Origin of the sequence: Rhodococcus erythropolis NBRC 15567 (genome assembly GCF_001552595.1) — a bacterium.
Lineage (GTDB): Bacteria > Actinomycetota > Actinomycetes > Mycobacteriales > Mycobacteriaceae > Rhodococcus_F > Rhodococcus_F erythropolis.
The window spans coordinates 16,927-42,200 of the sequence record NZ_BCRM01000027.1 but is presented as its reverse complement, the minus strand read 5'-3'; the positions used below and the strand labels follow the sequence as shown (position 1 = coordinate 42,200).

Genomic DNA, 25,274 nt, shown 5'->3' with positions numbered 1-25,274 from the left:
GAGTTGTGCCATGTGCCTAGCCGTACCAGGACGTATCGAGTCCTTGGAGGAACGCGACGGAACGACGATGTCGGTGGTGAACTTCGGTGGCGTCCGAAAAGAAGTGTGCCTCGAATACATTCCGGGCGCCCGAGTCGGCGAGTACGTCGTGGTGCACGTCGGATTCGCGATCCAACGACTCGACGAGGAATCCGCACGCAGCACGCTGGCGGAATTCGAACACCTCGGCGTACTCGAAGAGGAATTCGGTGACGGGTTCGCCAGGGCTGCCCGGGCCGCCGGGATCGAACCGAAGGAGACGGAATCATGAAGTATCTGGACGAGTTCTCCGATCCGGAACTGGCCGGCAAACTGCTGGATCAGATCCGCGCGCTGGCCACGCGCCGATGGGCGATCATGGAAGTGTGTGGTGGTCAGACACATTCGATCATCAGGCACGGCATCGATCAACTACTCCCAGAGCAGATCGAGATGATTCACGGACCTGGTTGCCCGGTCTGCGTCACGCCGCTCGAGATCATCGACAAAGCTCTCGAAATCGCGGCAAAGCCCGATGTCATTTTCTGTTCATTCGGGGACATGTTGCGAGTTCCGGGGAGTTCGTCGGATCTGTTCCGGATCAAGAGCGCCGGCGGCGACGTTCGCGTGGTGTACTCACCGTTGGATGCACTGACTATTGCCAAGGAGAATCCGGACCGGCAAGTGGTGTTCTTCGGGATCGGATTCGAGACCACAGCGCCGGCCAACGCCATGACCGTCTATCAGGCCAATCGCCTGGGTATCAAGAACTTCTCGCTGCTCGTCTCGCACGTTCTGGTCCCGCCGGCAATGGCCGCGATAATGGACTCGCCAGAGTGCCGCGTGCAGGCATTTCTGGCGGCCGGGCATGTGTGCAGTGTGATGGGAACGTCGGAGTACCCGGCCCTCGCCGAGAAGTACAGGGTCCCGATCGTCGTCACCGGATTCGAGCCGCTGGATCTGCTCGAGGGCATCAGAAAGACGGTGCTGCAATTGGAATCGGGTCGACACGAGGTCGAAAATGCCTACGCCCGTGCCGTCACCGCCCAGGGCAACACCGCAGCGAAAGCGATGCTCGAGGATGTGTTCGCGGTGTCGGACCGGACGTGGCGCGGCATCGGATCGATTCCGGACAGTGGTTGGCAGCTGGCACCGAAGTATGCGTATTTTGATGCGGAAGAACGTTTTTCGGTGACCGATATCCACACCGACGAGTCGAGTGTCTGCCGGTCCGGTGAAGTATTGCAAGGCTTGATCAAGCCACACGAGTGCAGTGCCTTCGGGAAGGAATGCACTCCGCGGAATCCACTCGGTGCCACGATGGTGTCGTCCGAGGGGGCGTGCGCTGCGTACTACCTGTACCGACGCCTGGAACTGCAGGAGGCGGGTCATGCCGGCTGAGGAGACCGCTGTCGTGGACCTGTCGGCATGGGTGTGCCCACTGCCGCTGCGTGATTCGCCGAACATCGTCATGGGACACGGCGGTGGGGGAGCGATGTCCGCCGAGCTCATCGAGCATCTGTTCCTGCCCTCGTTCGGAAGCGCTGCCGATGCCGAGCTCGGCGACTCGGCTGTATTCGACATCGGCGGGGTGCGGCTCGCCTTCTCAACGGACTCGTACGTCGTGAAACCCATGGTGTTTCCCGGCGGAACGATCGGCGATCTTGCGGTCAACGGAACGGTGAACGACCTGGCGATGGCGGGAGCACAACCCTTGGTGATGTCGACGGCATTCATCCTCGAAGAAGGGACCGCGTTGACCGACATCGCAGGGATCGCGAAGGCGCTCGGGCGGGCTGCGCACGTTGCCGGCGTTCGACTGGTGACGGGTGACACCAAAGTTGTCGATGCCGGTCACGGCGACGGAGTCTTCATCAACACCGCGGGAATCGGGATTGTCGCCGACGGGGTGGACATCAACCCCACTCGCGCACAAGACGGTGACGTCGTGATCGTCAGCGGCGACATCGGTGTTCACGGGGTGGCCGTGATGAGTTGTCGCGAAGGTCTCGAATTCGGGACCGAGGTGCGCAGTGATTGCGCGTCGCTCAACAGCGTGGTCGCCGACATGATTGCCACCGGCGTCGACATCCATGTCTTGCGCGACCCTACCCGGGGCGGAGTTGCCGCCACCCTCAACGAGATCGCTCAAGCGTCGAACATCGGTGTTGCGCTGGTGGAACGAGATCTGCCGATTCCCGCTGACGTGCGCGACGCCTGTGGGCTACTCGGTTTGGATCCTTTGTACGTCGCCAACGAGGGTAAGTTGATCGCCTTCGTTCCGCGAGAAGACTCCGACCGAATTCTGGAAGCGATGCGCGGTAATCCGCTGAGTGCGGGAGCTGCCGTGATCGGGGAGTGCGTGGCCGAACATCGCGGAATGGTGGTGGCGCGTACGGCATTGGGAGGCAATCGGGTAGTGGATTTGCCGGCAGGTGAACAACTTCCGCGGATCTGCTGATGACTGCCGTCGGTATGAACGGGCCGGCGTTGTTTGCCCGCTACGCGTATCCGCCGAACGAGTTGGGTTACTGCGGACCCGACGATCCTTCAGTGCTGCTTCGTCTGGCCAGCGGCAACTCGGGCAGCGGCGACCGTGATCGCGCTCGTCAATTCGACGGTGCGTGGCCGTACCTCGAGGCATTGGCCGCAAGTGCGGGCATCGACGATCCTCTCGATCCGCGAGTGATCGAAGCCTATTGGGTAGGAGGTGATCTCCTCGACTCGCTTGATTCGGGGGCGTTGTTGCAGCACTTGAGGGGGGCATTCGGTGAACGCGAAAACACCGGGTTTCTCCCTGCCCTCGGGGATCGGGACCGCGCGCTCGCGCACCACAGTTTTCACGTATTTCTGGTGTATCCGTGGGTCAAGCTTCTTCGGAAGCGCGGTGCGGTCCCACTGTCCGTCCTCCAGAACTGCCGGATCAGATGGGGAGTGGTCGAGGACGTGAGTGAGGAGCACGCGTTGGTGGTTTCGTCCCCGCTCGAGTTCGACGGTGAGCAACTCGTACGCGGCACGCCGGTGACGCAGCGAGTGCGATGGAGCGTTGACGGCCGCTCACTCGCACCGACGCCCGTCCAGGGCGCCTTGGTGACGATGCACTGGGATTGGCTGTGTGACAACATCACGTCAGAGCAATCACGGGCATTGGATGCCGCGGAAGACTCGGCATTGCGGATCGCGACCCGGATGCTGTCGACGTGACAGGCCCTGTCAGAGCAGGGACCACGGTCTGGAGGGTACGCAGGTGTCAGGGCACGAAAAAGGTTCCGAGGCCCGGTGTTCCGATCGCCTGGGGATCGACGTATGCGACGACCTGACCCGAGCCCGGACGAATGGTGACGGGTTGTGCATCCAGTGTCGGAAATGATGCGGATCCGTACGCTCCGGTGCCGAGACTGAGCCAGTGGACGACCGCGGAGTGGGGGTTTCCGTCGCCGGGTGCGCGTTGCACGTGCAGCACGGCGACGCCCGGTTCTTCGCCGACGATCGCTGCAAGGTGGGGAGTGGGCAAGTCGACGAGCGGGACGTAAGGGTCGACCTGGAACGGAACCGTGCTCGGCGCCGCTGCCGCGGTACCCGGCATCATCACGCCGGAGATCGCAAGGGCCGCAAAGACCGCGGCACCGGTACGTGCAAAAGCGTTGAGTGCAGTCATACGATTCGACGCTAGTCGCTTGACCGGCGATTCGGTGCCGTTTCGCGTTTCAATCGGCGGCGGGGTGACGTCGACGCCACCGCCCAGTGGTACGCGAAGGTATTCGGAATGACGATCGAGATATTCGGCCCCACGGTACGCACTGCACTGAAGTTCGGAGATCAGAAGATCAATCCGAGGCCTCTCGGATCGGCGGAGCAAGACCCGGCCTGGACCACCGGCGCCGTCGAGCCAGCAGGTTCCGAGGATTTGTGCTTCATCACTCTTGCGTCGCCTGGAACTGTCCGTGAGCACCTGGAGAACTGTGGGGTCGAGGTGCTCGACGGGCCCGTGACCAAACTGGGTGCCCTCGGCGAGATGGTCTCGCACTATTGTCGCGACCCCGACGGAAACCTTATCGAGATCGCCGTCTACCCGTGAACCAACTACTCCGAGGAGAAATTACTCCAGATTCAATGTCGTCCAGTGCTGCCTCCGCCGGCTGTCGACATCCTTCCCCGCCGTGCACTTGGAATCGGTGTTCGTCACCGGACGTTGCGGGTCCCGCTTTCTCTGATCGTTCGTCCGCGGTCCGCGTCCGTCGGACTGTTCTCTTCAAGATCGCTGATCGAACTGGATTCGAGAAGGTGTCGGACCGGCGTCCGATGGCTTTCGAGGAGGATCTAGCTACTTCCGTCGTCTATCGAGTGAGCGAGGGTGGAGACGGTGCGCTTTCGGTGGGTTGTTGCCGGTTGCACTGTGTCGGGCCAGTCAGCAGTTTCTTCCAGCGCCCAGTCGGCCCATTCGGCGATGTGGTTGAAGTGGCCGATCATGAACCGGTTGGCCAGTGCCATCAGATGATTCTGCTGGGGGAGTGTGCCGGCTTCGGGGGCCGAAATCCGTTGTGCGTGTGAGACGAACAGACTTCGGGACCGAGTTGCCTGTTCGCGCATGGTGGTCAGGTTGGTCCGCAGGTCGGCGATCGTGCCTTGGTTGGCGAAGATCACGCGGATCATGCCTTCGAACTGCAAGGCGGGGGGTGTGGCCTGGGTGGCGAGCCAGTCACTCAGCGCTGTGCGGCCTTCGTCGGTGATGGAGTAGACCGTGCGGGAGCGCTGAGTGCCTTTCGTTACCGTGCTCGCCGTGACCAGACCGCGTTCAAGCAGAATTTTGGGGGCGTTGTATCGCTGTCGGTCTGCGCTGGGCCACAACTCGGCGACCCCGCGTCCTACCTGTTCGGCGATCTCGTATGCCGACCAGTCCTTGACCGTCAGCAGTCCCAGGATCATGTACGAGGTAGGTGTGAGATCACGCTGAGCCACATGGCTCCCTTCGTTCCGCGGTTACATCCGAGCCTACAAGTGCTACTTCCCTTCACCGTTTGCATCCTCGGTGTCGGCGATGTCGTCGGATGTGTCCTGAGCGGGCTTGCCGTAGATGAAGGGGACGAGCGCTGCAGCGACGGCAGAGGCCGGGGCGAAACCATCGGCCGTGGGTGCCAGATTTCCCCACACCACCAAGGTTACGTCGTTGACCGGGTCGTACCCCATGAACGAGTTGTAGCCGGGCAGTTCGCCGATGTGGCCGTACATCGGACCCATTTGAGCGATACCGTATCCGTATCCTGCGGATCCTTCGCCATCTGTGGGTTGCACACTGTTCAAACGCAACTCTTGTGTGGCGGGACTCAGGAGCGAACCGGTTCCCAGAGCTTTGACCCATGTCGCCATGTCGTTTGCAGTCGAAATTCCCTGACCTGCAGACCATGTCCACGAGGGATTGTGCCTAGTGGTGTTGGTCGGTTTTTCGGTGCCTGCGGCGATCGCGTCGAGGCGAGATTGTGGGAGAGCCTCTTTGCCTTCGCCGAGCGTTTCGACGTTGCCACTGTAGGTGTAGCCGTCTGCAAACGGAGTCGGGATGCTGGTGTCGGTGTTCGCAGGAAACGACGTCCCTGCGAGTGCGAGTGGCCCGAAGAATCGGTCCGCGAAGATCTGCTGAATCGGCTTGCCGTCCAGCTGCTCGGCGATCAAGCCGAGGAGAACGGTATTGGTGTTGGAGTAGTGATAACCGGTGTCGGGCGCGAAATACGGCGGCTGGCTCAGCCCCATTGCCAGCAGTTCCTCGGGTGTCCACACCCGCTCCGGTTGCTCGTCGAGCGCCCGGTTTAGTTCGAGGGTTTCGGTGTAGTTGTACAGGCCGCTACGCATGTCGAGTAGGTCGCCGATGGTGATGTTGTCGCCGTTGGGGACATCTGGGCGGAACTTGCTGACCGGATCGGTTACCGCAACCTTGCCTTCGTCGACCAACTGCAGGATGGCCGTACCGGTCCAGGTCTTGGTGTTCGAGCCCACGCGAACCTTGGTGTCCAGAGTGGGAGGCTCGTTCACGCCTTCCCTGACCGAACCCCATGTATTGACGTACTTCTGCGTCGGCGTCGTGATCATGACCACCATTGCGATCTCACGGAACTCTTCTGCCTTCTCGGAGACGACGGAATCCATTGCGGCGCTGTCGAAAGACAAGACGGCGCTGTCCGCAGACCCGGCGGAGGTCGGCGGGGACGACGAGGGGGACTCGGAATCGGTTGCGGACGAACAGGCTGAGAGCAGCAATGCCGTAGCGATGCAGGCCACAGCCACTTTGCTGGTCTTGACGTTGTGAAAGGACGTCGACTTCCCAAAAGGGTTCATAGAGGGACTTTAAGCGATACTGCACTCTGCATGCTGCACTTTGCAGTAAATTACGACAAATCAGTCATGCATCCTCAGGAGCGTCCATGCCGCACACCACATCAGTTCGCGCCGTCGCTGCGTTCATCAGCGTCGGAGTAGTCCTCACCGCATGTTCGGCGAAGCCGTCGAATTCCGATTCCGCATCGGCTCCGGCGCAACAGGTTCCCGAGGAGGCAGCCCGCATCATGGCCACCGATCCGTACGCTATGGCTCGGTGGTCCTATCTCTTGGTCGACCCCGCCACCGACGAGGTGGTTTACAGCAACAATGCTGATAGCTCTATGTTTTTGGCTTCCCAGACCAAACATTTCACCGTCGGCACCGCCTACGACACCCTTGGTGTAGACCACACTGTCACCACCCCCGTTTATGCCACTTCTCTCCCCGTCGAGGGCACCCTTACCGGTGATCTGGTGCTGGTCGGCTCCGGTGACCTCGCGCTCGGTGGGCGCAACGCCGCACAAGGCCGATTCGATTTCGCCACCGACGGCATCGACCACGTCTACGCCGATGCCCTGCCAGGAGCCGTTCTCGCGCCCGGTGATCCGCTGGCAGGCCTGAACGATCTCGCACGACAAGTAGCCGACGCCGGCATCACTCGGGTAAACGGCGACGTTCTGGTAGACCCTCGTCTGTGGGACACATACTCGACAGTCGAAGGCCTGGTCCCATCGATTTTCGTCAACGACAACCTCGTCGATATCCAGGCGAGTCCGGGTGCGGTAGGTGAGCCCGCCACCATCGACATGCTTCCCGGTAACGGCCTGTTCCGCGTCGATGCTCAGGTCACCACGGGTGAGGAAGGTAGCGACTCGACTCTGAAGGTTGCGGCCGATCCGTCCGATCCCACCCAGATCAACGTGACCGGGTCCGTGCCGGCTGGAAAGACATCGCTGACTGTCTATCGCATCACCGACGCGCCGACGTGGGCGCGTCAGCTGTTCGTAGAAGCACTGCGACGCAATGGAATCGAGGTTGCATCGGTATCTCGTACGAACAGCACGGCTGCCCTGCCTGTCGATCGGACATATTCAGGAAGTCGACAGGTTGCGAGCCTGCAATCGGCACCAATTTCGGAGTCGGGAGGGATGATTCTCGCGACAAGCTACAACACGGGCGCGAACACTTTCTTGTGTCTGTTGGCAGTAGCGACAGGATCGTCGTCGTGCAGCGACGGTCTTCCCACCGTGCGGGCACTTGCCGAGAAGGCTGGTATTGCAGCATCCGACCTGGTGGTCATGGACGGTCAGGGCGGAGACCCGTCACAATCGACGCCCGCAGCCGTCCTCCAGTGGCTCGACTGGGTGGACCAGCAGCCATGGGCCGATACGTTCTGGGCAGGTCAACCCGTACTCGGTGAGCGAGGCTCGTTGTCGGGCGTGGGAACCGACAGTCCGGCAAAGGGGAAGGTCATCGGTAAGACGGGAACATCCGCCGACGTCGAATCTGACACCGGCAGGTTGATAGTCACTCTTCAAGCGTTGTCGGGTTACATGATCACCCCCGACGATCGCCGACTTCTGTTTGTCGTCGCCGTCAGTGATGCAGTGTTTCCCGACCTGCCTAGGGGAGTGTTCCAAGTCGGGGGAGACGTCGGTGGTGTTGCCGCTGCATTCCAACAAGCACAGACGAATTGACGGGGCGAGTCAGTGGTCCGGCGTTCGGGCGCTCATCCCTTTCGAATGAGGCACGAACGATGTAGGCGCACAGAGTGTCAGCATTGGCGCGCAGCGGTATCGACTGCGTCCCGATGAGAAACGAGTTTTGACATGGGTTCCGTTATCGGAGATCTCCTCCCCATAGCTGTCGGTGTCGCCGTGTCTCCGGTAGCCGTCATCGCCACGATCTTGATGTTGCTCTCCAAGCGCGCGGGTAGCACCAGCATCGGGTTCGCGTTGGGTTGGCTGCTCGGAATCTTCATTGCCACAGTTCTTTTTGTCACCCTGTCCAGTGCCCTCGGTACCTCGGACAATGGACCGTCTGCCACGGTATCGTGGATCAAACTCGCTCTCGGTGTCCTCCTGTTGGCGGTCGGGGTCAAGCAGTGGCGAGGGCGCAGCGGCGAACACGAAACACCGAAGTGGATGCAAGCCATCGACGAGATGACCGCGGTCAAGGGGTTGGGCCTAGGATTCGCGCTCGCCGCGATCAACCCGAAGAATCTGCTGATGTGCATCGCGGCGGGAGTGTCGATCGGCTCGGCGTCGCTGGCGACGAGTGGAGTGATCGCCTCTGTCCTTGTCTTCACGATCATCGCCAGTTCAACGGTCGCGATCCCGGTCATCGGATACCTGGTGGCTGCTGATCGTCTGCGCGAGCCGTTGGCCAAGCTCAAGGTCTGGCTCCAAGACAACAACACCACGGTGATGAGCGTGTTGATCTTGGTCGTCGGAGTTGTTCTGATCGGCAAAGGAATCGGCGGAATCTTCTGATAAGCCCTCTTTCACGTGGTGTGAACGCGGACCGCCGAGGTGGGTGTCCTATCAGGCCAAGTTCACCGCGTAGTCGCCATCGGCGTGGCCGATCAGTTGCCAGCCGCCCTCTATCGGGGACAGTCGGACGTCAGCGAGATTCGTGGTCTCGAGCTGTGGCCGGTCGGTGCCGGGGTACCAGGCTTCGACCTGTCCGGTACCGGTCCCGGTAAACCCGTTGCGCGACAACTCCGTCAGTGTGCCGGGCGCTGCTCGCGGATAAGCACGCGAGAGAGGCCCGGCAAATCCCTCTACGAGCCCGAGCGATTCGCCGGAAGGGCAGTCGATGCGATTCAAATTTCCTTGCGGCTGGTGGGTATTGCCGTCCCGAACCGGGTGGGGGTCACCGCACGCTTGTGTCCACGACCACCACGCGCCGCCCATCCGGTACTTGTCGGTGGCGTCGACGAAGCGGTCGACGTCTGCTCCCTGCTCGCCGGCATCCCCGAACCAACCCCATTCACCCGTCCACAACGGGGCGTCGTACCAGGCGGCAGCGCGGTCGGCGATCTTGAACCCGTCTTCGATTCCGGGGAATTCGCTACTGACTGTTATCGATTCGCTGTAGAGATGTGGCGAGAAGACCACCAGAGGATCGGTCAGGTACTGGCGTGGGGGCAGCGCGTCGAAGCCGAATGCCGACCAGATCGCGCTGGGCTCGAAGAACACGAGGTGCGGAAATCCGCCTGATTCGGCCTGTCTGATGGCGTCGGTGGCCCGCTTGTAGTACTGCCCGATCTGATCAGCGGCGGTGAATGGATCGCGCAGGCCGGGATTCGGTTCGTTCAAAAGGTCGTATCCTGCCACCGCTGGTTCGTCTTTGAACTCGGCGGCCAACCGCGCCCACGTAGCCACGAGGCGACTCTGGATTCCTTGCTCGTCGTCGTAAAACGCCTGGAAGGCATGGGCGATCGCCGGTGCGGCTTCCCGGAGTCCAGCGATATTGCAGGTCGTCCATCCGCCGGTCAGGGTTGCCCACTCCGGTGCGCCGTCCCAGCCGACTCCCGGCTCCATGAAAGACGGGCACGACTGGTCGCTCGGGGTGCCGACGTACGGGCCCCATGCGTCCTGATGCATGTCGAGAACGGTGTAAATGCCGTGATCTTTCGCGTTCTGGACTGCGCCTCGAATCCGGTCGACATACGCAGTGTCGAATGCACCGCGGGTCGGTTCGAGGAGGGACCACGCGACGTTGAGTCGGACGACGTTGAAGCCCAGCGCGGCCATCTGCGCGAAGTCCGTTCTTCCCAGCGGCGTAACGGTGGGTAGACCGGTGCCGTTGGTTGCGTAGTCATTGAGACCGTTGGCGTTCACGCCGCGGAGCAACACCGTTCGTCCGTCGACGTCCTTGATCGTTCGATCTGCGACGGTCAGTTGGGGGAGAGTCCAGCCTGGATCCGGAGGTGAAGCGTTTGCCGCCGGGGCTGCAATCTGGATAGCCAGGATTGCAAGGGTGGCAAGCAACAGCGCGCGCATCCGGTGACCTTTCTAGACAAACGTCCAATTTGGAGATGAGGGTAGCGTGAGAACGCCTTATTGCGGCGCGATTCGCACATACCCGTCACGTCTTCACTGCCTGGAATGCCCCGGCTCGAGGCTGCTGTACGGGGTGCGAGAATTGTCGACAAGTCGCGACCCGAGGGAGCATTTGTGAAGCTTGCACTGACTGATCTGGTCGAACAACTACCCGGCGACGATGTGGCGATCACGCGAGCGTTCTATGCGTCGCGGCTTGCCGGTGTCGGTCCGAGTTCGCTGCAGGAATTGCTTGTGGCGCGAGCATCCAGGGTGGTTGAGCCCACGGCGACCCGGGCTGTTGAACACACACTCGACATCGAGGGTCGATCCGTTTCAGTGCGCGTAGTCACGCCGAAAGACGGCGTTGTCAACGGGGTCTATCTGTATCTTCCGGGTGGTGGTTTCTACATGAGTTCAGCGGCCAGCGCTGACGCCCGAAGTACGAGACTTGCCGACGCGGTCGGGGTGGCAGTGGTTACCGTCGATTACCGGCTTGCGCCGGAATTCCCTTGGCCTGCAGCGCCGGACGATTGTGAGGCAGTCGCTTTGTGGCTACTTGATGTCGCTGCCGAACGGTTCGGGACAACCAGGCTCGCCATCGGTGGCATGTCGGCGGGAGCAACCTTGGTGACGACGACATTGCTGCGCCTTCGTGATCGAGGTCTGGCCAAGTCGTTTTCGGGTGCCGTGCTGGAAGCGGGCACGTACGACGTCAGTGCTCAGACTCCCGCGGGCCGCACCATCAGCGACGAATACTTCATCGAAGCCTATGTCGGGCATGTCGATGATCGCACTCTCCCGGATATTTCTCCGACATTCGGCGACCTCAGCGGCCTGCCGCCTACCCTCGTGGTGGTCGGGTCAGAAGACGTGGTTCTGGCTGAGAACCTCTCCATGGTGGCGCGGCTGTCGGCGGCCGGTAACGACGTCGACTTGCGTCTCTATCCTGTTGTCCCGCATGGATTTACAAACCATCCAACGCCTGTTGCCCGGCGTGCTGCGCTAGATATGGGTGCCTGGCTTCGGAATCGACTCGACTCCGACCCCGCGTGACAAGCACGGGCGCGGTTCAGTGTGCCGAGGGTGTAGGAGTGGCAGGAGCGGGCAATTCGGGCACCTGAACAAATGTCCGGTTTTTGGGGCAAAGTCGGGACGAGGAGCGCGCCACCCTTGTAATCTCGCACGTGAGTTTGCGGGGGCGCGGGGTCGTCCAGCACAGCGAGTGAAGAGGACGACGATGACGACTGCTTACACGCGCCGCCGAGGGGCGCATTCTTTCGGAATCGCCCTCACTGCGCTGTTTACCGTGGTGGCGGCCTTGACTGGCCCCGCACTCGCCTCCGCCTCGAGCGGCGACCCGCAATCGGGTTCGAGCCAGTTCGGATCGTCCGGGGAGCAACCGCCGCTGCCGGAGATCCCACCGCCGTCCGCGGCCGAGATCAGGCTCGACGAGGCGCGGAACTTCCGCGACATCGGCGGCTATCGGACTACCGACGGCAGGACCGTCCGGACAGGCCTGGTGTTCCGTTCCAACAAGCTCAGCTCGCTCAATGAGACTGATCTGGCCAAACTCACCGCCGCGAACCTGACCCTCGACGTCGATCTGCGTAACACCTCCGAACGCACGGAGGATCCCGATCGGATCCCCGCCGGGGTCACCTACCAGGTCGCCGACGTCGTCAGCATCGACCATGGCATCGCGTTCCACGAGTTCGTTCCCCTGACCCTCGGTCGCGCGTTGATCGACGGCGCGGTCAACGGAACCTCGAACATCGGCCAGAGCATCGGCTACCCGTTCATGGTCAACTACCGTGGCTCCGATGTCGCCTTCCATGATCTGCTGACGGCGATCGCGAACAACTCCGACGGCGCAACCGTCTACCACTGCAGCGCAGGGAAGGATCGCACCGGTTGGGGTACCGCGATCCTGCTGACCATCCTCGGTGTCCCGCGTGAGGTCATCAGTGCCGACTTCATGGCGTCGAACACGTACCTGGGCCGGGACGACGCGGTGGACCTGTCGTGGCTCGATGCGGCGTACGCCCAGGTGGACCGACTCTACGGCGGTATGGATACTTACGTACGGGAGGGCCTCGGCGTCGACCAGGGCACTATCGACTCTCTGCGTGCCAAGCTTCTCCTCTAAGCGCAGCCCCACACCTCGACTTATTGCCCACTCGGACCCTCTGCTGTTCCAGTGCGACCAATGATTACGGGAATGCGCAATTTTGTGGCGCTGCTCCTGCGGTGGGCTCGAGGTTGCGGTCTCCACCATCAGGCCGCATGCCATCACCAAGTGGCGCAGGAACTTTGCTCACAAGAAGCACGCCTGATCATGCACTCGACGCTGGCCAATTGGTCAGCATCGAATCGAGAGCCTCGAGGATCCTGGACCAGCTTTCGGCGCTGTCCGGTGCACTGTGGCTGAACGATCCACCTAACTCCAGGCTGGCATATCCATGGAAAACGCTGCCTAGCAACCGAACTGCGTGAGTCTGGTCGAGGTCGTTGAGGTTGTATCCGCGCAGAATCGATCGCATCATCTGCGAGTGTCTGAAGCCCGCGCTCGCTGCTGCGTCCTCCGGGGTGAGGCGCATCTGTGACGCGGCGTACCGGCCGGGGTGTGCCTTCGCGTAGTCGCGATAGACGTTCGCGAAGGCGGTCAAAGCGTCGCGGCCGGACCGACCGGCCACGGCGTCGGCAGCCTGGCCGGCCATCTCTTCCAAAGCGAGCAACGCGATTCTGGTTTTGAGGTCGTTCGAACTTTTCACGTGGGAGTACAGGCTTGCGACCTTGACGTCGAACTGTCTGGCGACTGCCGATACGGTCACCTGCTCGAAGCCGACCTCGTCGGCCAATTCCGCGCCCGCCATCGCGAGGCGGTCGGCTGTGAGTCCTGCGCGAGGCATGTCAATCGGTCCTGTTCGTTGGGAGGGTAAACCACTTGCCTAAAGAGTATAGGCAAATTACTATCAGCAGTAGCAAACTTCCGTAAACGATTTTCAGGTGAATGAAATGCACAGCCAGAGCAGCTGGATTACTACCGAAATTTCCGACGACATCGTGCGCGGAGCCCTCGAAATCGAACGGACCAAACGCGGTGTGCTGACGCACCGCCTACCTGCCAAGGCTCGCACGCAATGCGCTGACGGGCAGATGGCAATGGCGCAATCACAACCGTCCGGAGTGCGGCTAGTATTCCGAACCAGCGCCACGAGCATCGAACTCGATACTCTGCCCACGAAAATGATCTACACCGGCGCGCCGCCGAGGCCGCAAGGGGTGTACGACCTGCTCGTCGACGGCGAACTGGCCGGGCAAGCAAGCGCTACGGGCGGCAATACGGTGACGATCGACATGGCTACCGGTACCGCTCAGAGGCAGTCCGGACCTGTCAGTATCATCCGTTTCGCGGAGCTGCCCGCGCGATCCAAGACCGTCGAGATCTGGTTGCCACACAACGAGACCACCGAACTTGTCGCATTGCGAACCGACGCGCCACTCGAACTCGCGGTTGATACGAAGCGCCGCGTGTGGCTCCATCACGGAAGCTCGATCAGTCAAGGATCCGGCGCTGAAAGTCCCTCCGGCACTTGGCCTGCTCTTGCAGCCTCCGTCGGCGGCGTGGATCTGATCAACCTAGGGTTCAGTGGCAGTGCTCTGCTGGACCAGTACACCGCCCGCGCGATGCGCGACACTTCTGCTGACCTGATCAGCATCAAGATGGGCATCAATCTGGTCAACTCCGACGTGATGCGCCTACGGGCCTTCACATCTGCAATGCACGGCTTCCTCGACACGGTTCGCGACGGTCATCCAGTGGCTCCGCTGTTGGTCGTTTCGCCCGTCTATTGCCCGATCCACGAGGACACACCGGGGCCTGGTGCCTTCGACTTCGACGCTCTTGCCAGAGGCGAAATGCGATTCGTTGCCACCGGAGATCCCGCCGAGCGGGCATCCGGGAAGCTGACGCTGCGCTCGATTCGGGAAGAGTTGGCGCGCATCGTAACCCAGCGGTCAGTCGATGATCCTAATCTGCATTACATCGACGGGTGTGATCTCTACGGTGCCGCGGAGAACGAAGAGTTGCCGCTTCCCGATCAGCTCCATCCGGACGCTGCAACGCATCGTCTCATCGGCGAACGCTTTGCCCAACGTGTATTCGCAGACGGCGGTGTATTCGCCGGCGAGGCGTAATCGCGCAATCTGATTCGGCTCACACCACCACTCACACCACCACTCACATCACGGTGAGCCGAATCAGCGGGTACTTGCGATCGGACTTGCTCTGGTACTTGGCGATTCGGGGCTGGGCGGTGGCCACTTGGTGCCACGCTTGCTCGCGATCGTCGCCTTCGAGTTCGTGAGCTGTGACTGGTACGGGATTTCGGCCGGGCATCTCGATAGACACTCGATCGGGATGCGCCACCACATTCGAGTGCCAGTCCGGGTTTCGACCGCCGCCGCCCGAAGCCACGATCAACAGACCGCCCCTGCCGTCGGACAGGTGCATCAGCGGAGTCTCTCGGAGTTGCCCGCTGCGTCGGCCTACCGTGTGCAAGATGAGGACGTCCATTCCCATGAACGTGCCTTTCCCGCGCCGAATCTTGCGATTCGTGCGGGCGTTCGCGTTCCGCTGCATCCACCGTGACAGTGCGCCGGGACCGCCGGACTTCGGTTCGCAGTGATTCCCGATGGGATCTCTCGGTGTTGGATCCGTCTGTGCCATGGTCGGCTACCTCCAGTTTGTCGGCGTGAGCGTCGTTTCGACAAACCTATGAGGCTTGCGGGCTCGGTGCTTCTCGATTTCTGATCACTGTGTTTTCCGGTCACTGTGTTTTGTGATCGGAGTTCACAAGATTTGACCCTGACGTAGCGTGAGGGCTCACGATGACTTCATGACCGACACCTACCCTGCATTCGACGTCAGCCCCGTCCCTGTCCCTACGACCGATGCCGTGCCTCCGGAACAGTTCCGAGGTCTCTACGGTATGCCGATGTTCGTGTCTGTTCCGACTTCGGATCTGGCCGAATCGGCAGACTTCTGGATCCGCGGGCTCGGTTTCTTCGACCTCTTTTCGGTGCCTGATCGACTGACGCATCTGCGGCGCTGGGCATTTCAAGACGTTCTGCTCGTGCCCGGCGAGCGAGCAGATTCACCACCGTCCATCAGCGTGAGCTTTGCGTGTGTGCTGAGTCAGATGGACCAGATAGCAAAGGCGTGTGAGGAATTGCGGCCCGGATGCACCAGCGGTCCAGACCTGAAGCCGTGGAATTCACTGGAGTTGGAGATCGTGACACCGGAGAACGCGCGTGTGATCATGACGGCCGCTCGTCCGTACGACCCGAACAGTGCCGAGGCCGAGCATCTGCGAGGTATGGGAATTGACGGACCCGACGACTGAACAGAAGTCTGACGCGGTGGTCTCGCGCACCGCGTCTGTCAAACTGGATGCCGTGACGGACCAACTCTTCGGAGACGAGGCAGACAGTGCTCTTACCGTCGGTGCTGCCGCATCTCGGCTGGGCATAACTGTACGTACCCTTCATCATTGGGACGCAATCGGTTTGGTATGCCCGTCCGGGCACAGTGACGGTGGCTACCGGCTGTACACCGACGCCGACCTCGGCCGAATTGGTCGCGTACTTGTCTACCGCGATGTGGGCTTGTCGCTCGACGAGATCGGGATATTGCTCGAATCGCCGGCAGCCCACGTGGACGAAACACTGCGCGGGCAGCGCGCCGAGTTGCGACAACGGATTGCCGACTTGGAGCAACGGGGCGAGTCCTTGGATCGCATCATCGATGCCAGGAAGTCCGGTGTGCTGTTGCCGGTAGACGAGCAGGTGTCGATCTTCGGCCGACACTGGCAGCCGTCATGGGGACCGGAGGCGCACGAGCGTTGGGGTGACAGTGCGCAGTGGGCGCAGCACGCGGAACGGTCGGCGGGTAGGACCGCTGAGGATTGGCAGAAGATCGCCGACTGCGTCGAGACGCTCAACGAAGATCTGGCGCTGGCGTGCCGCGCGGGTGTCGAACCGGGAAGCGCCGAGGCGAATTCGCTGGCAGAACGCCACCGAGCGTCGATCGGGGTCTACTTCGACTGCACACACTCGATGCAGGTGTGTCTGGGACGGATGTACGTGGCCGATCCGGGATTCTCCGAGTTCTACGACGCGCTGTTCTACGAGACGGTCGAGGCCGGTCTGACCGCGTGGCTCCGCGCTGTCATCGATGCGAACGCTCTGGCCCATGGAGTTGTCCCCGAATCGGCGACATGGGTGTGAGTGAGCTGGTGGTCGCTCGTCAGTCCAAAGACGCGCAGGCAGTGCACCACGGTCGGCCGTCGACCCCGGGGGCACGATGGGGTACTGCGATGCGCGCGGCCAAGATGCAGCTTTCGTTGTCGTGATAGACGTCGAGGTCCGAAGGTTCCGTCGAGTGGAACGCGGGGACCTTCATGTCTACCTCCGTTGTCACTCGCCAGAGAGTTGGCTCGTTGCGGTAATCCTCCCACCCCAGCGATCATCTCGCCTGTCGGAAGAATTAGGAGTCCAGGCAGGGGCCGACACGGGCTGTCTTTGCCGCGCGATCATGCAGCCGCACAGCGGTTTACAGGTGTGAGTGCCTGATCGCCCTTCCGGTCGAACCGATGCGCACTGCGCGCGCGGTGTGATCTTCGACGGCGCTCACCGCAGAGAATCGCACAGGGATAGGCTGGACGAATGCGTGGAGAGTACAAGGTTCCTGGTGGAAAACTGGTCGCGGTCGACGTCGAGGTGGCGGACGGTCGGCTGGCCGAAGTCGCAGTCTCGGGGGACTTCTTCCTCGAGCCCGACAGTGCGCTCGACGACATCAACGCGGCGTTGCGCGGAATGCCCGCCGACTCGGGTGCTGAACAGTTGGCACAAGCCATCTCCAGTGCGCTCGACGAGTCCGTCTCGATGATCGGCTTCACGCCGCAGTCGGTCGGTATTGCGATCCGGCGCGCACTCGGTCACGCCACGAGTTGGGCGGATCACACGTTCGACCTCATCCCACCGGTGGTTCTGGACCCAGCGATGCACGTCGCGCTGGACGAGGTCATCGCGCGTGAGGTGGCATCGGGTGAGCGTCCGCCGACACTTCGATTCTGGGACTGGGACTCGCCCTTGGTCGTGATCGGATCGTTCCAATCCGTGCGTAACGAGGTCGACTCCGAGGCTGCTGCGCGGCACGGCATCGGCGTGGTGCGCCGAATCTCCGGTGGCGGCGCGATGTTCATGGAACCTGGCAACTGCATCACGTACTCGTTGGCAGTACCGGCGTCGTTGGTCGAAGGTTTGAGTTTCGAGCAGTCCTACGCGTTTCTCGATCAGTGGGTGATGGGAGCGCTGGCCGAGGTGGGTATCAACGCTCGGTACGTGCCGCTCAACGACATCGCCTCGGACAAGGGCAAGATAGCCGGCGCCGCTCAGAAGCGATTCGCGTCCGGCACCGTGCTCCATCACGTGACCATGGCCTACGACATCGATGCGGAGAAGATGACGCAGGTGCTGCGAATCGGGCGAGAGAAGATGTCGGACAAGGGAACCAAGAGCGCAGCCAAGCGGGTCGATCCGCTGCGTTCTCAAACCGGAATGACGCGTGCAGCGATCCTGGAGTCGTTTGCGCAGCACTTCCGCGGCCAGTACGACACCCGTGACAGCGACTACACGGACTCGGAGTTGGAGCAGGCGCGCAAGCTGGTGGACACGAAGTTCAGCACCGAAGCGTGGACTCACCGCGTCCCGTGACGCCGTTGTCTCGAGACACCGACAAACCGGGACGAGACCCCAGAGGTCTCGCCCCGGTCGACCTAGCTGGCCGGAGTCGTTGAGTTTGCCCCGAGAAGTTCAGCGTCGTCGTCGACGACGGAGTTCCTCTTCGGAATGGTGAAAGTTGCGCTCACACACAGGATTGCGATGACGAAGCACGCCAGTGTGTACCACAGGTTCCCGATGGGATCTCCAGCGCTGGTGGAACCTTCGACTGCGTCGAAGAAGTCCGGAAGCGCACTCGCCCACAGTACGGCCATGACAACCAGGTACACCACGCTGTAAATCTGGACGAACCTGTTGGTGTGTGCAGGAGCGTTCGATTCTGCCGAGCGCAGGTTTCTCCACTGGCGGACGAGAACCACGATCGCGACCACTGTGAGGACGGCGAGTTCTGCCGCATAGAGGAACCCACGAACGGTGTCACTGCCCATCCCGAAGACCGTCGCCGGGAGCGGGAGAATGAACGTGCCCAGCGAGGCCAGCAGGCCGATCACGATGGTGCGCCAAACCAACTGAAGCCCGGAGAAGTGCTTGCCGGCATCGACATGCCGTCCGACGAAGTACTGGACGCAGAATGCCAACGACATCGGCCACAGAGCGGCGAAGACGACCACGCTGGGGAGTGGAACCGCGTCGAACATGGGTTGGTTGATCGGGTTCGACGTCGACCACTCCCACCACCGCAACTGGGGTCCGAGGTGATCGAAGATTTCGTAGAACGCATGGTGGACGAAGCCGACGCAGACTGCACCCAGCAGTGGACCGTATTTGCGGAAAACGCCGAGCATTCTGACTATTTCGAAGGCCAACGTCGCCATGAGCGGGTAGATGGCAATGATGTACAGCGGCAGTCGACCCCACATGAAGTCGACGGTGAACACGTTGTGCGCGAACATCGTGTCCACTTGTTCTTCGATGCCGAACGCTGCCGGGAAGTACAGCGGAGGCTCGATGATGAACAGGTAGGCGGTGGCGCCGAACCAAAGGACCAGGTTGGTGGGGTCGCCGTTGCGGCGCAGTCGCACGATCGCCAAGACCAGTGCGAGTACCGAGCCGACGATGATCGTCCATTCGAGTACGGGCAGGGTCCAGTTCTCGAGGGCCGCCGGGTTACGGAACTCGACGAGTCCACCTGCTTCCTGACAGGAGAAACCGAGTTCTGTTGCCAGTTGGGCAAACGTGGGGGAGCAGTGCTCTGCCATCAGTTGGCCCCTGACGTGATCGACTCTTGTGCCTGAGATTCGGCGGTGTACCAGCGTGTGCAGTCGTAGCCGTCGTCGTAACGCTTGAACCACTGGTCGGCCAGTGCGGGGAGCTTCTCGTGGTCTGGGTTGTGATTGGGCATCTGGCTGCGGAAGACTCCGCCGAGCGCGACGAGTTGTTCGCCGAGTTGTAGGTGATCGAAGGCGCGGGGCATGGTGCCCTTGGTCAGGTAGGGCGCAAACGACGTCAGAATCTTCTGCTTGGTGCGGTGCATGGCGAACATCGACAGTGAGTCGACTTGCCGTTCGGAGAGTGGAACGTGCTGGTTGAACCCTGCACAGGCGATGCGAATCACCTTCATGACGTGCGCGAAGATCGACGGCGCCATTCGCATCCGGTAAAGCTCGCTTCCGACAACGGAATTGAAGATGATCAGTGCCGAGCTGCGATGCTCGACCTCCTCGACGAAGTGCCAGATGAACAGTGATGCGACGCGGTCGTCTCCCGGACGGAACAAGGTCGCCTCGTTGTCGAGCATCAGTTTGAACACCGGTGTGAAGGTCGCCTCCAGATCTGCGGTGTACGCGAGCCGGTAGTTCAACGAGGTCGCCTCGGTGAGCAGATCGAATTCACCGATCACGGCGTCGAGTGTGTTCTGCAGTCCGGGGTATCGCCTGATCAGAGCTTTCACATGTTGGCGGTGGGCGGTCGAGTGGTGGCCTTCTTGACGCATGAATGCCACGGCTTCCTCGGCGACCTCCGGATCACTGATCCGCGACTTGGTTTGCATGATCATCTTCACGATCATCTTTTCGAAACCGATGGCCAGGAACGAGACCGCGTTGGACATGCTCGACCAGGCCGGATTCTCCGGGTTCCACAGGAAGGGAACGTCATGATCCTCGAATCCGAAATCCATCTTTCGGGGCTGAAGGTTGGTCACTTGTCGAACCTCGTCTTTCGGAGGGGCTGGTCAGGTGGCCGCTCTGGCACTCGAAGCCACGTGTGGCGGTAATCATACATATTGATGTGCAGTTGTATGTTCACTTTCGATGACGGGAGTGGATTCGGGGAAAGCAGATGCAAAACCTGCCTGTGTTAGCCTGTGGCTCTTGGACTTCGAGCGCAAAGACATGGTTCGAGCCTCGTTCGAGCGAGGAAGTGGGCAGTGGCACGAAGGCGTGGGTGGGGCGGCAATCCACCGGACAACGACGAAGATGCGTCACGTCGAATTGTCGAGGCCGCAGTCGAGCTGATCGGACGGACGAGTTCGGAAATCAGCATCGGCGACGTGGCGGAGTCACTGGGCGTGATCCGGCAGACCGTGTATCGATACTTCCCCAGCGCCGACGCTCTGATGCGGGCAGCGGCGATCGCGTCGGTCGACGGCTACCTCGATCGACTCACCACACACGTGAGCGGCATCGAAGATCCCGTCGAGGCGATGACCGAGGGTGTTCTATACACACTGACTCAGGTCCACCGAACACCGCATCTCGGCATCCTTCTCACAAGCACGAATTCGAGTCTGCACCCGGAGGGTCTGACCTCTCAGGAGGCGCAAGCCTTCGGAATGGCGATGATCAACCGCTTCGACGTGGACTGGGTGCATTACGGCTACGACGACGCGTCACTTCAGGAACTGGTCGAATACGTCCTGCGGACGATGCAGTCGTTTTTCCTCGCGCCTGGCGACCCACCGCGGAGCGATGAGGAACTGCGGCGATACCTAAGGCGCTGGATGGGTTCTGCGATCATCGCCCAGGCAAATTCTGTCAGCGATGACCCGATCAGCGCAGGACTATCGTCAAAGCAACGGCACTGACGCACGCGGCGATGACGACGGTCAGTGCGAACAGGTCGGCGAGCTGAGGGCGCTTGGGGTACGCCGCAATCAGTCCAGTGCCCCCGCGAGCGGAGATTGCTTCGCCCATTTCGGCAGACCGCCGAATTGCCACGGACATGGTTGTGGTGATCAGGTCGACTATCGAATTGTCGGCCGCGCTGTTCACCACGGCTTTCGGGCGCAGTCGTCGCGCCGCTACCAGGGTGAGCATCTCGTCGATCAACAGCGGAAGTGAACGAATGCAGAGGGCGGTCGCGATGGCCCACTCGTCGACCGGGATCTTGAATATTCGCAGCGGTCTACCGAGCGTTGCCAGTGCCGGCGCCACGTCGCTCATCGACGTGGTCCACGCCAACATCAGTGAGACGCAGAGCAATACAAGACCGAACGTCACAGCTTGCAGGTAGATGAACACCGCGTCGAGGCCGATCGGAAGGTTGATCAACGCGCCGAGCAGGATCAGCGCCCACAACCACCACGGAGGTCGGGGAACTGCAGTCGGGGGGATGCGTCCGATCACCGCGGTCAGCAACAACAATCCCAGTACGACGCCGATCGCAGGCCAGGACGGCGCGGCCACGACCACGATGCTGACGAGAACGACGGCAACGATCTTCGTTCCGGCCCATAATCGGTGGATCGGCGATGAAGTCGGGACTTCGCGCAGAAGTGTTGTCACGTCGTCGATCCTTCCAAGGCGCTGCTGGCGGCAGGGTCGAGGATGCGACCCTGCGACAGTCGAATTGTTCTGCTGCAGACGGCATCCATGCCGTCGACATCGTGGGAGATGACGACTACTGCGGTTCCGTTCCGACGAATCCACCTGAGTACGTTCAGGATTTCGTGTCGGCCGGGTGGATCGAGACCGGCCAATGGTTCGTCGAGGATGAGTACTCGGGGTTGGCGGGCGAGGAGACCGGCCAGTACGACGCGTCGCATCTGTCCGCCGCTCAACTCGTCGATACTGCGGCCGGCGATGTGGCGGTCGAGTCCGACGGCGTCGAGCGCCCAGGAGACTTGCACCGATCCGATCTCCGGACCACCGGCGGCCTCGATGTCTTCGGCGACGGTTCGGCGTTGCAGCTGCAGCCTCGAGTGTTGGAACGTCAGACCGACAGTGCCGAGCTGACGCGAGACGGGTTTGCCGTCGAAGACCGCGGTTCCCCGGCTCGGTGCGATCAAGCCCGCCATGATCCAGGCCAGGGTCGATTTACCGGAACCGTTGCCGCCCAGGACCAGTAGCCCGTCCCCGTCGCCGATGGTCAGATTCACGTCTGACAGTGCGCGCCGCGACCACGGAGTCCGGTCGTTGTAGGTGTGGGTGACATCGGTGAGTTGGAGGACAGTTCGAGTGCCGGCCGGCCACGGCGCAGACGGCGGACCCGCGAACGTCGACGTCATCCAACCGGGTTGGTGATCGATCTGCCGTCCGCGTTGTAGTTGAATCACCCGATCTGCGTTGCGGGTGTCGGCGTGGTGATGGGTGACCAGAACCACGGCCATCGGATGGCGCCGGGGCAGTTCGGCGAGGAGCGAGACCAATTCCTCCCGGCCGGCCTGATCGACCATCGCGGTGGCTTCGTCCGCGATCAGCAGAGCGGGGCGACGAGCCAGAGCGGCAGCAACCGCCAGACGTTGCATCTCGCCGCCGGACAGCCCTGAGGTCTCGCGCATGCCCATGCCCGCGAGTCCCACCTCGGCCAGCAGTGCATCGACGTCGGGATGCGACTCGGGCGGAAGCCCCCAGACGACGTCATCGGCGACGCGGGTTCCGAGGATCTGGCTCTCGGGACGTTGGAGGACGACGGCGGTTCCGCCGTGTCGACCGAGACCGGCGGACCCGGGCCTCGTCAGGGTCCCGACGGTCGGTGCGCGACCGGCGAGCAACCGGGTGAGTGTGGACTTGCCCGAGCCGTTGTGGCCGACGACGGTGACGAACTCTCCTCGTCGGACCGTGAAGTTGACGTCGACGAGCGCCGGCGTCGATGCACCCGGATAGGTGAAGCCCACGTGATCGAAAGTGACCGGTAACGGATCGATCGGACGGTCGTCGGGTGCTGTCTGGAGCGGGTCGGCCGAGGGGAGTGCAGCCAATCGATCGAGGACGGCGCCGAGGACAAAATAGGAGACGACGGTGCTGAGGACGATTCCGGAGATGATCGACACGCCGATCCACAACCACCAGTAGTCGATGATCGAGCCGATGCTGTTCTCGATCCATTCGGCTGCGCCGACCAGCGTGGGGGCACGCTTCAAGATTGCGGCCACGCCAAGCGCGGTGTTCTCCAGCGAGGTCAACAACAAGGTGCGCAGGGGCGCGAGAACAAGCAAAAGGACTATGGAGAACAACGCCAGCGCGGGTCCGATGACAAGCGACGACAGCAACGCGGAGACGAAGCCGAGACCGCGCCGCTTGACCGTACCGATGATTCCGCCGAGGAGAGCGCTCAGCGCGACCGCCGCCGCAGATCCCGAACCCGCTGCGACGAAAGCGACCGCAGTAGCCGAGACGCCGGCCGTCATCACGGCGCGGACTCGAAAGCGCTGGGCAACAATTCCCATCGGAACGGCGGCCACGAGGTTGAGGGCGCTGGCCATGGGGATGACCGTGGCAATGACGGACAACGCGACCGTGAATCCGGCCATGACGGCACCCGTTGCCAACTCGAGTGGTCGAAGGTTGCCGGTTTCGCGGACTTGCGGACGGTTGCTCACTACGTCCAGTGTGCCAGTGGTGACATAACTCCTGCCCGACTGATGGTGAGCGCATCGGCACGATTGCGTAGGCTTCACCTCAAACAATGCATCGGACGGAGCGTGGAAGACGTGAGTGCAGCACCCATCAGGGTCGGGGTTCTGGGAGCCAAGGGCAAGGTCGGTCGAGCGATCTGCGAGGCAGTGGAAGCTGCTCCCGATCTGGAACTTGTCGCTCAGGTCGATACCGGTGATCGCATCGAGACGTTCGTCGACACCCGCACTCAGGTAGTCGTCGATTTCACGCACCCCGACGTCGTCATGGGAAATCTGGAATTCCTCGTGGCCAACGGAATTCACGCCGTGATCGGCACCACCGGTTTCGACGAGTCCAGGCTTGCGACTGTGCAGTCCTGGCTCGACGAGCAGCCTGCAACGGGTGTTCTGATCGCCCCGAACTTCGCCATCGGTGCTGTGTTGTTGATGCGCTTCTCGGCTGCCGCGGCGCGCTTCTTCGATTCCGTCGAGGTCATCGAACTTCACCACCCCAACAAGGCAGATGCTCCCTCGGGCACCGCATACCGAACGGCCGCCATGATCGCCGAGGCTCGCGCGGAAGCAGGCGTCGGACGCAGCCCTGACGCCACCACGACCGAGCTCGAGGGTGCGCGCGGCGCCGACGTCGACGGCGTCCGGGTTCACTCCGTGCGGATGGCCGGACTGGTCGCGCATCAGGAAGTGATTCTCGGAACTCAGGGCGAGACGCTGACCATTCGCCACGACTCGATCGACCGGAATTCGTTCGCGCCGGGCGTTCTGCTCGGTGTCCGCCAGATCGGCTCGCGTCCGGGCCTGACGGTCGGTATCGATTCCTTCCTCGATCTATGAACAAGACCACCCGCACCCTCGCGCTGATCGTTGCGATCTGTATCGCGCTCGCGGTGTACTTCGTGCTGCTCGGCCAACGCGGAATCCAGCTCATCCAAGACGGCGGCGGCGCTGCGATCGGTCTCGGGATCGGCGTGCTGATCCTGCCGTTCCTGGGGCTGTGGCTCGTCATCGCCACTCTTCGTGCCGGCTTCACACACCAACGCCTCGCACAGCAGATTTACGACGAGGGCCTCGCTGTCGATGCGTCTTCACTTCCGAAATTGCCTTCGGGCCGGATCGAGCGGGCGGCTGCCGACGAGTTGTTCGCTCAGATCAAGGTCGACTGGGAAGCAGACCCGGACAACTGGAAGCAGAACTTCCGACTCGCTCGCGCCTACGACTATGCCGGTGACCGAAGCCTGGCACGGGAAACCATGCGCCGCGCAGTGGAACTGGAACGTCGGTCGCGAGGTAAGTAGTTTCTC

General features: G+C 61.9%; 26 protein-coding genes and 1 pseudogene. 16 read left to right on the top strand and 11 right to left on the bottom strand.

Going from position 1 to position 25,274, the window contains the following annotated elements; genetic code table 11:
* The first annotated feature begins 10 nt into the window (after window positions 1-10).
* Genes RE4_RS25780 through RE4_RS25765 form a run of 4 tightly spaced genes read left to right on the top strand, consistent with a single transcriptional unit; the run spans window position 11 to window position 3,222 of the window.
* Window positions 11-310, top strand: coding sequence for a HypC/HybG/HupF family hydrogenase formation chaperone (locus tag RE4_RS25780; RefSeq protein ID WP_020907459.1), 300 nt, complete (start codon window positions 11-13; stop codon window positions 308-310).
* Window positions 307-1,419, top strand: a complete 1,113-nt coding sequence (gene hypD / locus RE4_RS25775) for a hydrogenase formation protein HypD (protein WP_020907460.1) — start codon at window positions 307-309, stop codon at window positions 1,417-1,419. The genes RE4_RS25780 and hypD overlap by 4 nt, the downstream gene beginning before the upstream one ends.
* On the top strand, window positions 1,409-2,479 hold the full coding sequence (gene hypE, locus RE4_RS25770; RefSeq protein ID WP_060939617.1) for a hydrogenase expression/formation protein HypE: 1,071 nt from the start codon (window positions 1,409-1,411) through the stop codon (window positions 2,477-2,479). Before hypD ends, hypE begins: the two co-directional genes overlap by 11 nt.
* Entirely contained in the window at window positions 2,479-3,222 is a 744-nt protein-coding gene (locus RE4_RS25765; RefSeq protein WP_060939616.1) for a DUF6390 family protein, read from the top strand. The genes hypE and RE4_RS25765 overlap by 1 nt, the downstream gene beginning before the upstream one ends.
* A gap of 46 nt (window positions 3,223-3,268) precedes the next feature.
* Here the strand turns inward: RE4_RS25765 and RE4_RS25760 are convergent, their stop codons facing one another.
* Complete coding sequence (locus RE4_RS25760; protein WP_019748092.1) at window positions 3,269-3,676, bottom strand: hypothetical protein; 408 nt, start codon at window positions 3,674-3,676, stop codon at window positions 3,269-3,271.
* 57 nt (window positions 3,677-3,733) lie between these two features.
* Here RE4_RS25760 and RE4_RS25755 point away from each other — a divergent pair.
* Window positions 3,734-4,096, top strand: a pseudogene (locus tag RE4_RS25755) (VOC family protein); the annotation flags it as partial.
* Between the two features lie 242 nt (window positions 4,097-4,338).
* Here the strand turns inward: RE4_RS25755 and RE4_RS25750 are convergent.
* Window positions 4,339-4,977 carry a PadR family transcriptional regulator gene (locus tag RE4_RS25750; RefSeq protein WP_020969422.1) on the bottom strand — a complete coding sequence of 213 codons (639 nt, stop codon included), beginning with the start codon at window positions 4,975-4,977 and terminating at the stop codon, window positions 4,339-4,341.
* Between the two features lie 42 nt (window positions 4,978-5,019).
* A complete protein-coding gene (locus RE4_RS25745) occupies window positions 5,020-6,345 on the bottom strand; it encodes a serine hydrolase domain-containing protein (RefSeq protein WP_060939615.1) in 1,326 nt (441 codons plus the stop codon).
* An 86-nt stretch (window positions 6,346-6,431) separates the two neighbouring features.
* On the opposite strand from RE4_RS25745, the gene RE4_RS25740 reads away from it, so the two are divergent.
* On the top strand, window positions 6,432-8,024 hold the full coding sequence (locus RE4_RS25740) for a D-alanyl-D-alanine carboxypeptidase/D-alanyl-D-alanine-endopeptidase (RefSeq protein WP_060939614.1): 1,593 nt from the start codon (window positions 6,432-6,434) through the stop codon (window positions 8,022-8,024).
* A 132-nt stretch (window positions 8,025-8,156) separates the two neighbouring features.
* Complete coding sequence (locus RE4_RS25735) at window positions 8,157-8,819, top strand: GAP family protein (protein ID WP_060939613.1); 663 nt, start codon at window positions 8,157-8,159, stop codon at window positions 8,817-8,819.
* A 51-nt stretch (window positions 8,820-8,870) separates the two neighbouring features.
* On the opposite strand, the gene RE4_RS25730 is transcribed toward RE4_RS25735, so the two are convergent.
* Window positions 8,871-10,334, bottom strand: a complete 1,464-nt coding sequence (locus RE4_RS25730; protein ID WP_060939612.1) for a glycoside hydrolase family 5 protein — start codon at window positions 10,332-10,334, stop codon at window positions 8,871-8,873.
* Window positions 10,335-10,508: 174 nt separating this feature from the next.
* On the opposite strand from RE4_RS25730, the gene RE4_RS25725 reads away from it, so the two are divergent.
* Together RE4_RS25725 and RE4_RS25720 are read left to right on the top strand one after the other, a co-directional pair.
* The gene (locus RE4_RS25725) at window positions 10,509-11,429 is read left to right on the top strand and encodes an alpha/beta hydrolase (protein ID WP_060939611.1); all 921 of its coding nucleotides are present in this window, start codon (window positions 10,509-10,511) and stop codon (window positions 11,427-11,429) included.
* Window positions 11,430-11,613: 184 nt separating this feature from the next.
* Window positions 11,614-12,522: a tyrosine-protein phosphatase gene (locus RE4_RS25720; protein WP_042951711.1), complete on the top strand. Its 909-nt coding sequence runs from the start codon at window positions 11,614-11,616 to the stop codon at window positions 12,520-12,522.
* A gap of 187 nt (window positions 12,523-12,709) precedes the next feature.
* Here RE4_RS25720 and RE4_RS25715 read toward each other — a convergent pair whose 3' ends face one another.
* Complete coding sequence (locus RE4_RS25715; protein ID WP_060939610.1) at window positions 12,710-13,285, bottom strand: TetR/AcrR family transcriptional regulator; 576 nt, start codon at window positions 13,283-13,285, stop codon at window positions 12,710-12,712.
* 106 nt (window positions 13,286-13,391) lie between these two features.
* Here RE4_RS25715 and RE4_RS25710 point away from each other — a divergent pair, with 106 nt between their 5' ends.
* Window positions 13,392-14,573 (top strand): GDSL-type esterase/lipase family protein, encoded by a 1,182-nt coding sequence (locus RE4_RS25710; RefSeq protein ID WP_060939609.1) that lies wholly within the window; start codon window positions 13,392-13,394, stop codon window positions 14,571-14,573.
* Between the two features lie 43 nt (window positions 14,574-14,616).
* Here the strand turns inward: RE4_RS25710 and RE4_RS25705 are convergent, their stop codons facing one another.
* Window positions 14,617-15,105, bottom strand: a complete 489-nt coding sequence (locus RE4_RS25705) for a nitroreductase family deazaflavin-dependent oxidoreductase (RefSeq protein WP_060939608.1) — start codon at window positions 15,103-15,105, stop codon at window positions 14,617-14,619.
* A gap of 169 nt (window positions 15,106-15,274) precedes the next feature.
* Here RE4_RS25705 and RE4_RS25700 point away from each other — a divergent pair, with 169 nt between their 5' ends.
* Both RE4_RS25700 and RE4_RS25695 read left to right on the top strand, forming a co-directional pair.
* On the top strand, window positions 15,275-15,781 hold the full coding sequence (locus RE4_RS25700; protein ID WP_060939607.1) for a hypothetical protein: 507 nt from the start codon (window positions 15,275-15,277) through the stop codon (window positions 15,779-15,781).
* 52 nt (window positions 15,782-15,833) lie between these two features.
* A complete protein-coding gene (locus RE4_RS25695) occupies window positions 15,834-16,664 on the top strand; it encodes a MerR family transcriptional regulator (RefSeq protein WP_060939629.1) in 831 nt (276 codons plus the stop codon).
* A gap of 19 nt (window positions 16,665-16,683) precedes the next feature.
* On the opposite strand, the gene RE4_RS31090 is transcribed toward RE4_RS25695, so the two are convergent.
* Window positions 16,684-16,857: a hypothetical protein gene (locus RE4_RS31090; RefSeq protein ID WP_155404261.1), complete on the bottom strand. Its 174-nt coding sequence runs from the start codon at window positions 16,855-16,857 to the stop codon at window positions 16,684-16,686.
* 245 nt (window positions 16,858-17,102) lie between these two features.
* On the opposite strand from RE4_RS31090, the gene lplAB reads away from it, so the two are divergent.
* Entirely contained in the window at window positions 17,103-18,152 is a 1,050-nt protein-coding gene (lplAB, locus tag RE4_RS25690) for a lipoate-protein ligase LplAB (RefSeq protein ID WP_060939606.1), read from the top strand.
* Window positions 18,153-18,214: 62 nt separating this feature from the next.
* Here lplAB and RE4_RS25685 read toward each other — a convergent pair whose 3' ends face one another.
* Together RE4_RS25685 and RE4_RS25680 are read right to left on the bottom strand one after the other, a co-directional pair.
* Window positions 18,215-19,378 carry a DUF7802 domain-containing protein gene (locus RE4_RS25685; RefSeq protein ID WP_019748139.1) on the bottom strand — a complete coding sequence of 388 codons (1,164 nt, stop codon included), beginning with the start codon at window positions 19,376-19,378 and terminating at the stop codon, window positions 18,215-18,217.
* The gene (locus tag RE4_RS25680) at window positions 19,378-20,322 is read right to left on the bottom strand and encodes a metal-dependent hydrolase (RefSeq protein ID WP_029255210.1); all 945 of its coding nucleotides are present in this window, start codon (window positions 20,320-20,322) and stop codon (window positions 19,378-19,380) included. Before RE4_RS25680 ends, RE4_RS25685 begins: the two co-directional genes overlap by 1 nt.
* A 225-nt stretch (window positions 20,323-20,547) precedes the next feature.
* Here RE4_RS25680 and RE4_RS25675 point away from each other — a divergent pair, with 225 nt between their 5' ends.
* Window positions 20,548-21,204, top strand: a complete 657-nt coding sequence (locus RE4_RS25675; protein ID WP_021344025.1) for a TetR/AcrR family transcriptional regulator — start codon at window positions 20,548-20,550, stop codon at window positions 21,202-21,204.
* Here the strand turns inward: RE4_RS25675 and RE4_RS25670 are convergent.
* A complete protein-coding gene (locus RE4_RS25670) occupies window positions 21,170-21,904 on the bottom strand; it encodes an energy-coupling factor transporter transmembrane component T family protein (protein ID WP_046378447.1) in 735 nt (244 codons plus the stop codon). The genes RE4_RS25675 and RE4_RS25670 overlap by 35 nt on opposite strands.
* Complete coding sequence (locus tag RE4_RS25665) at window positions 21,901-23,940, bottom strand: ATP-binding cassette domain-containing protein (protein WP_081098433.1); 2,040 nt, start codon at window positions 23,938-23,940, stop codon at window positions 21,901-21,903. The genes RE4_RS25670 and RE4_RS25665 overlap by 4 nt, the downstream gene beginning before the upstream one ends.
* Before the next feature lie 102 nt (window positions 23,941-24,042).
* On the opposite strand from RE4_RS25665, the gene dapB reads away from it, so the two are divergent.
* Both dapB and RE4_RS25655 read left to right on the top strand, forming a co-directional pair.
* Window positions 24,043-24,807: a 4-hydroxy-tetrahydrodipicolinate reductase gene (gene dapB / locus RE4_RS25660; RefSeq protein ID WP_019748144.1), complete on the top strand. Its 765-nt coding sequence runs from the start codon at window positions 24,043-24,045 to the stop codon at window positions 24,805-24,807.
* Window positions 24,804-25,268: a hypothetical protein gene (locus RE4_RS25655; RefSeq protein WP_060939604.1), complete on the top strand. Its 465-nt coding sequence runs from the start codon at window positions 24,804-24,806 to the stop codon at window positions 25,266-25,268. The genes dapB and RE4_RS25655 overlap by 4 nt, the downstream gene beginning before the upstream one ends.
* Window positions 25,269-25,274 lie beyond the last annotated feature (6 nt).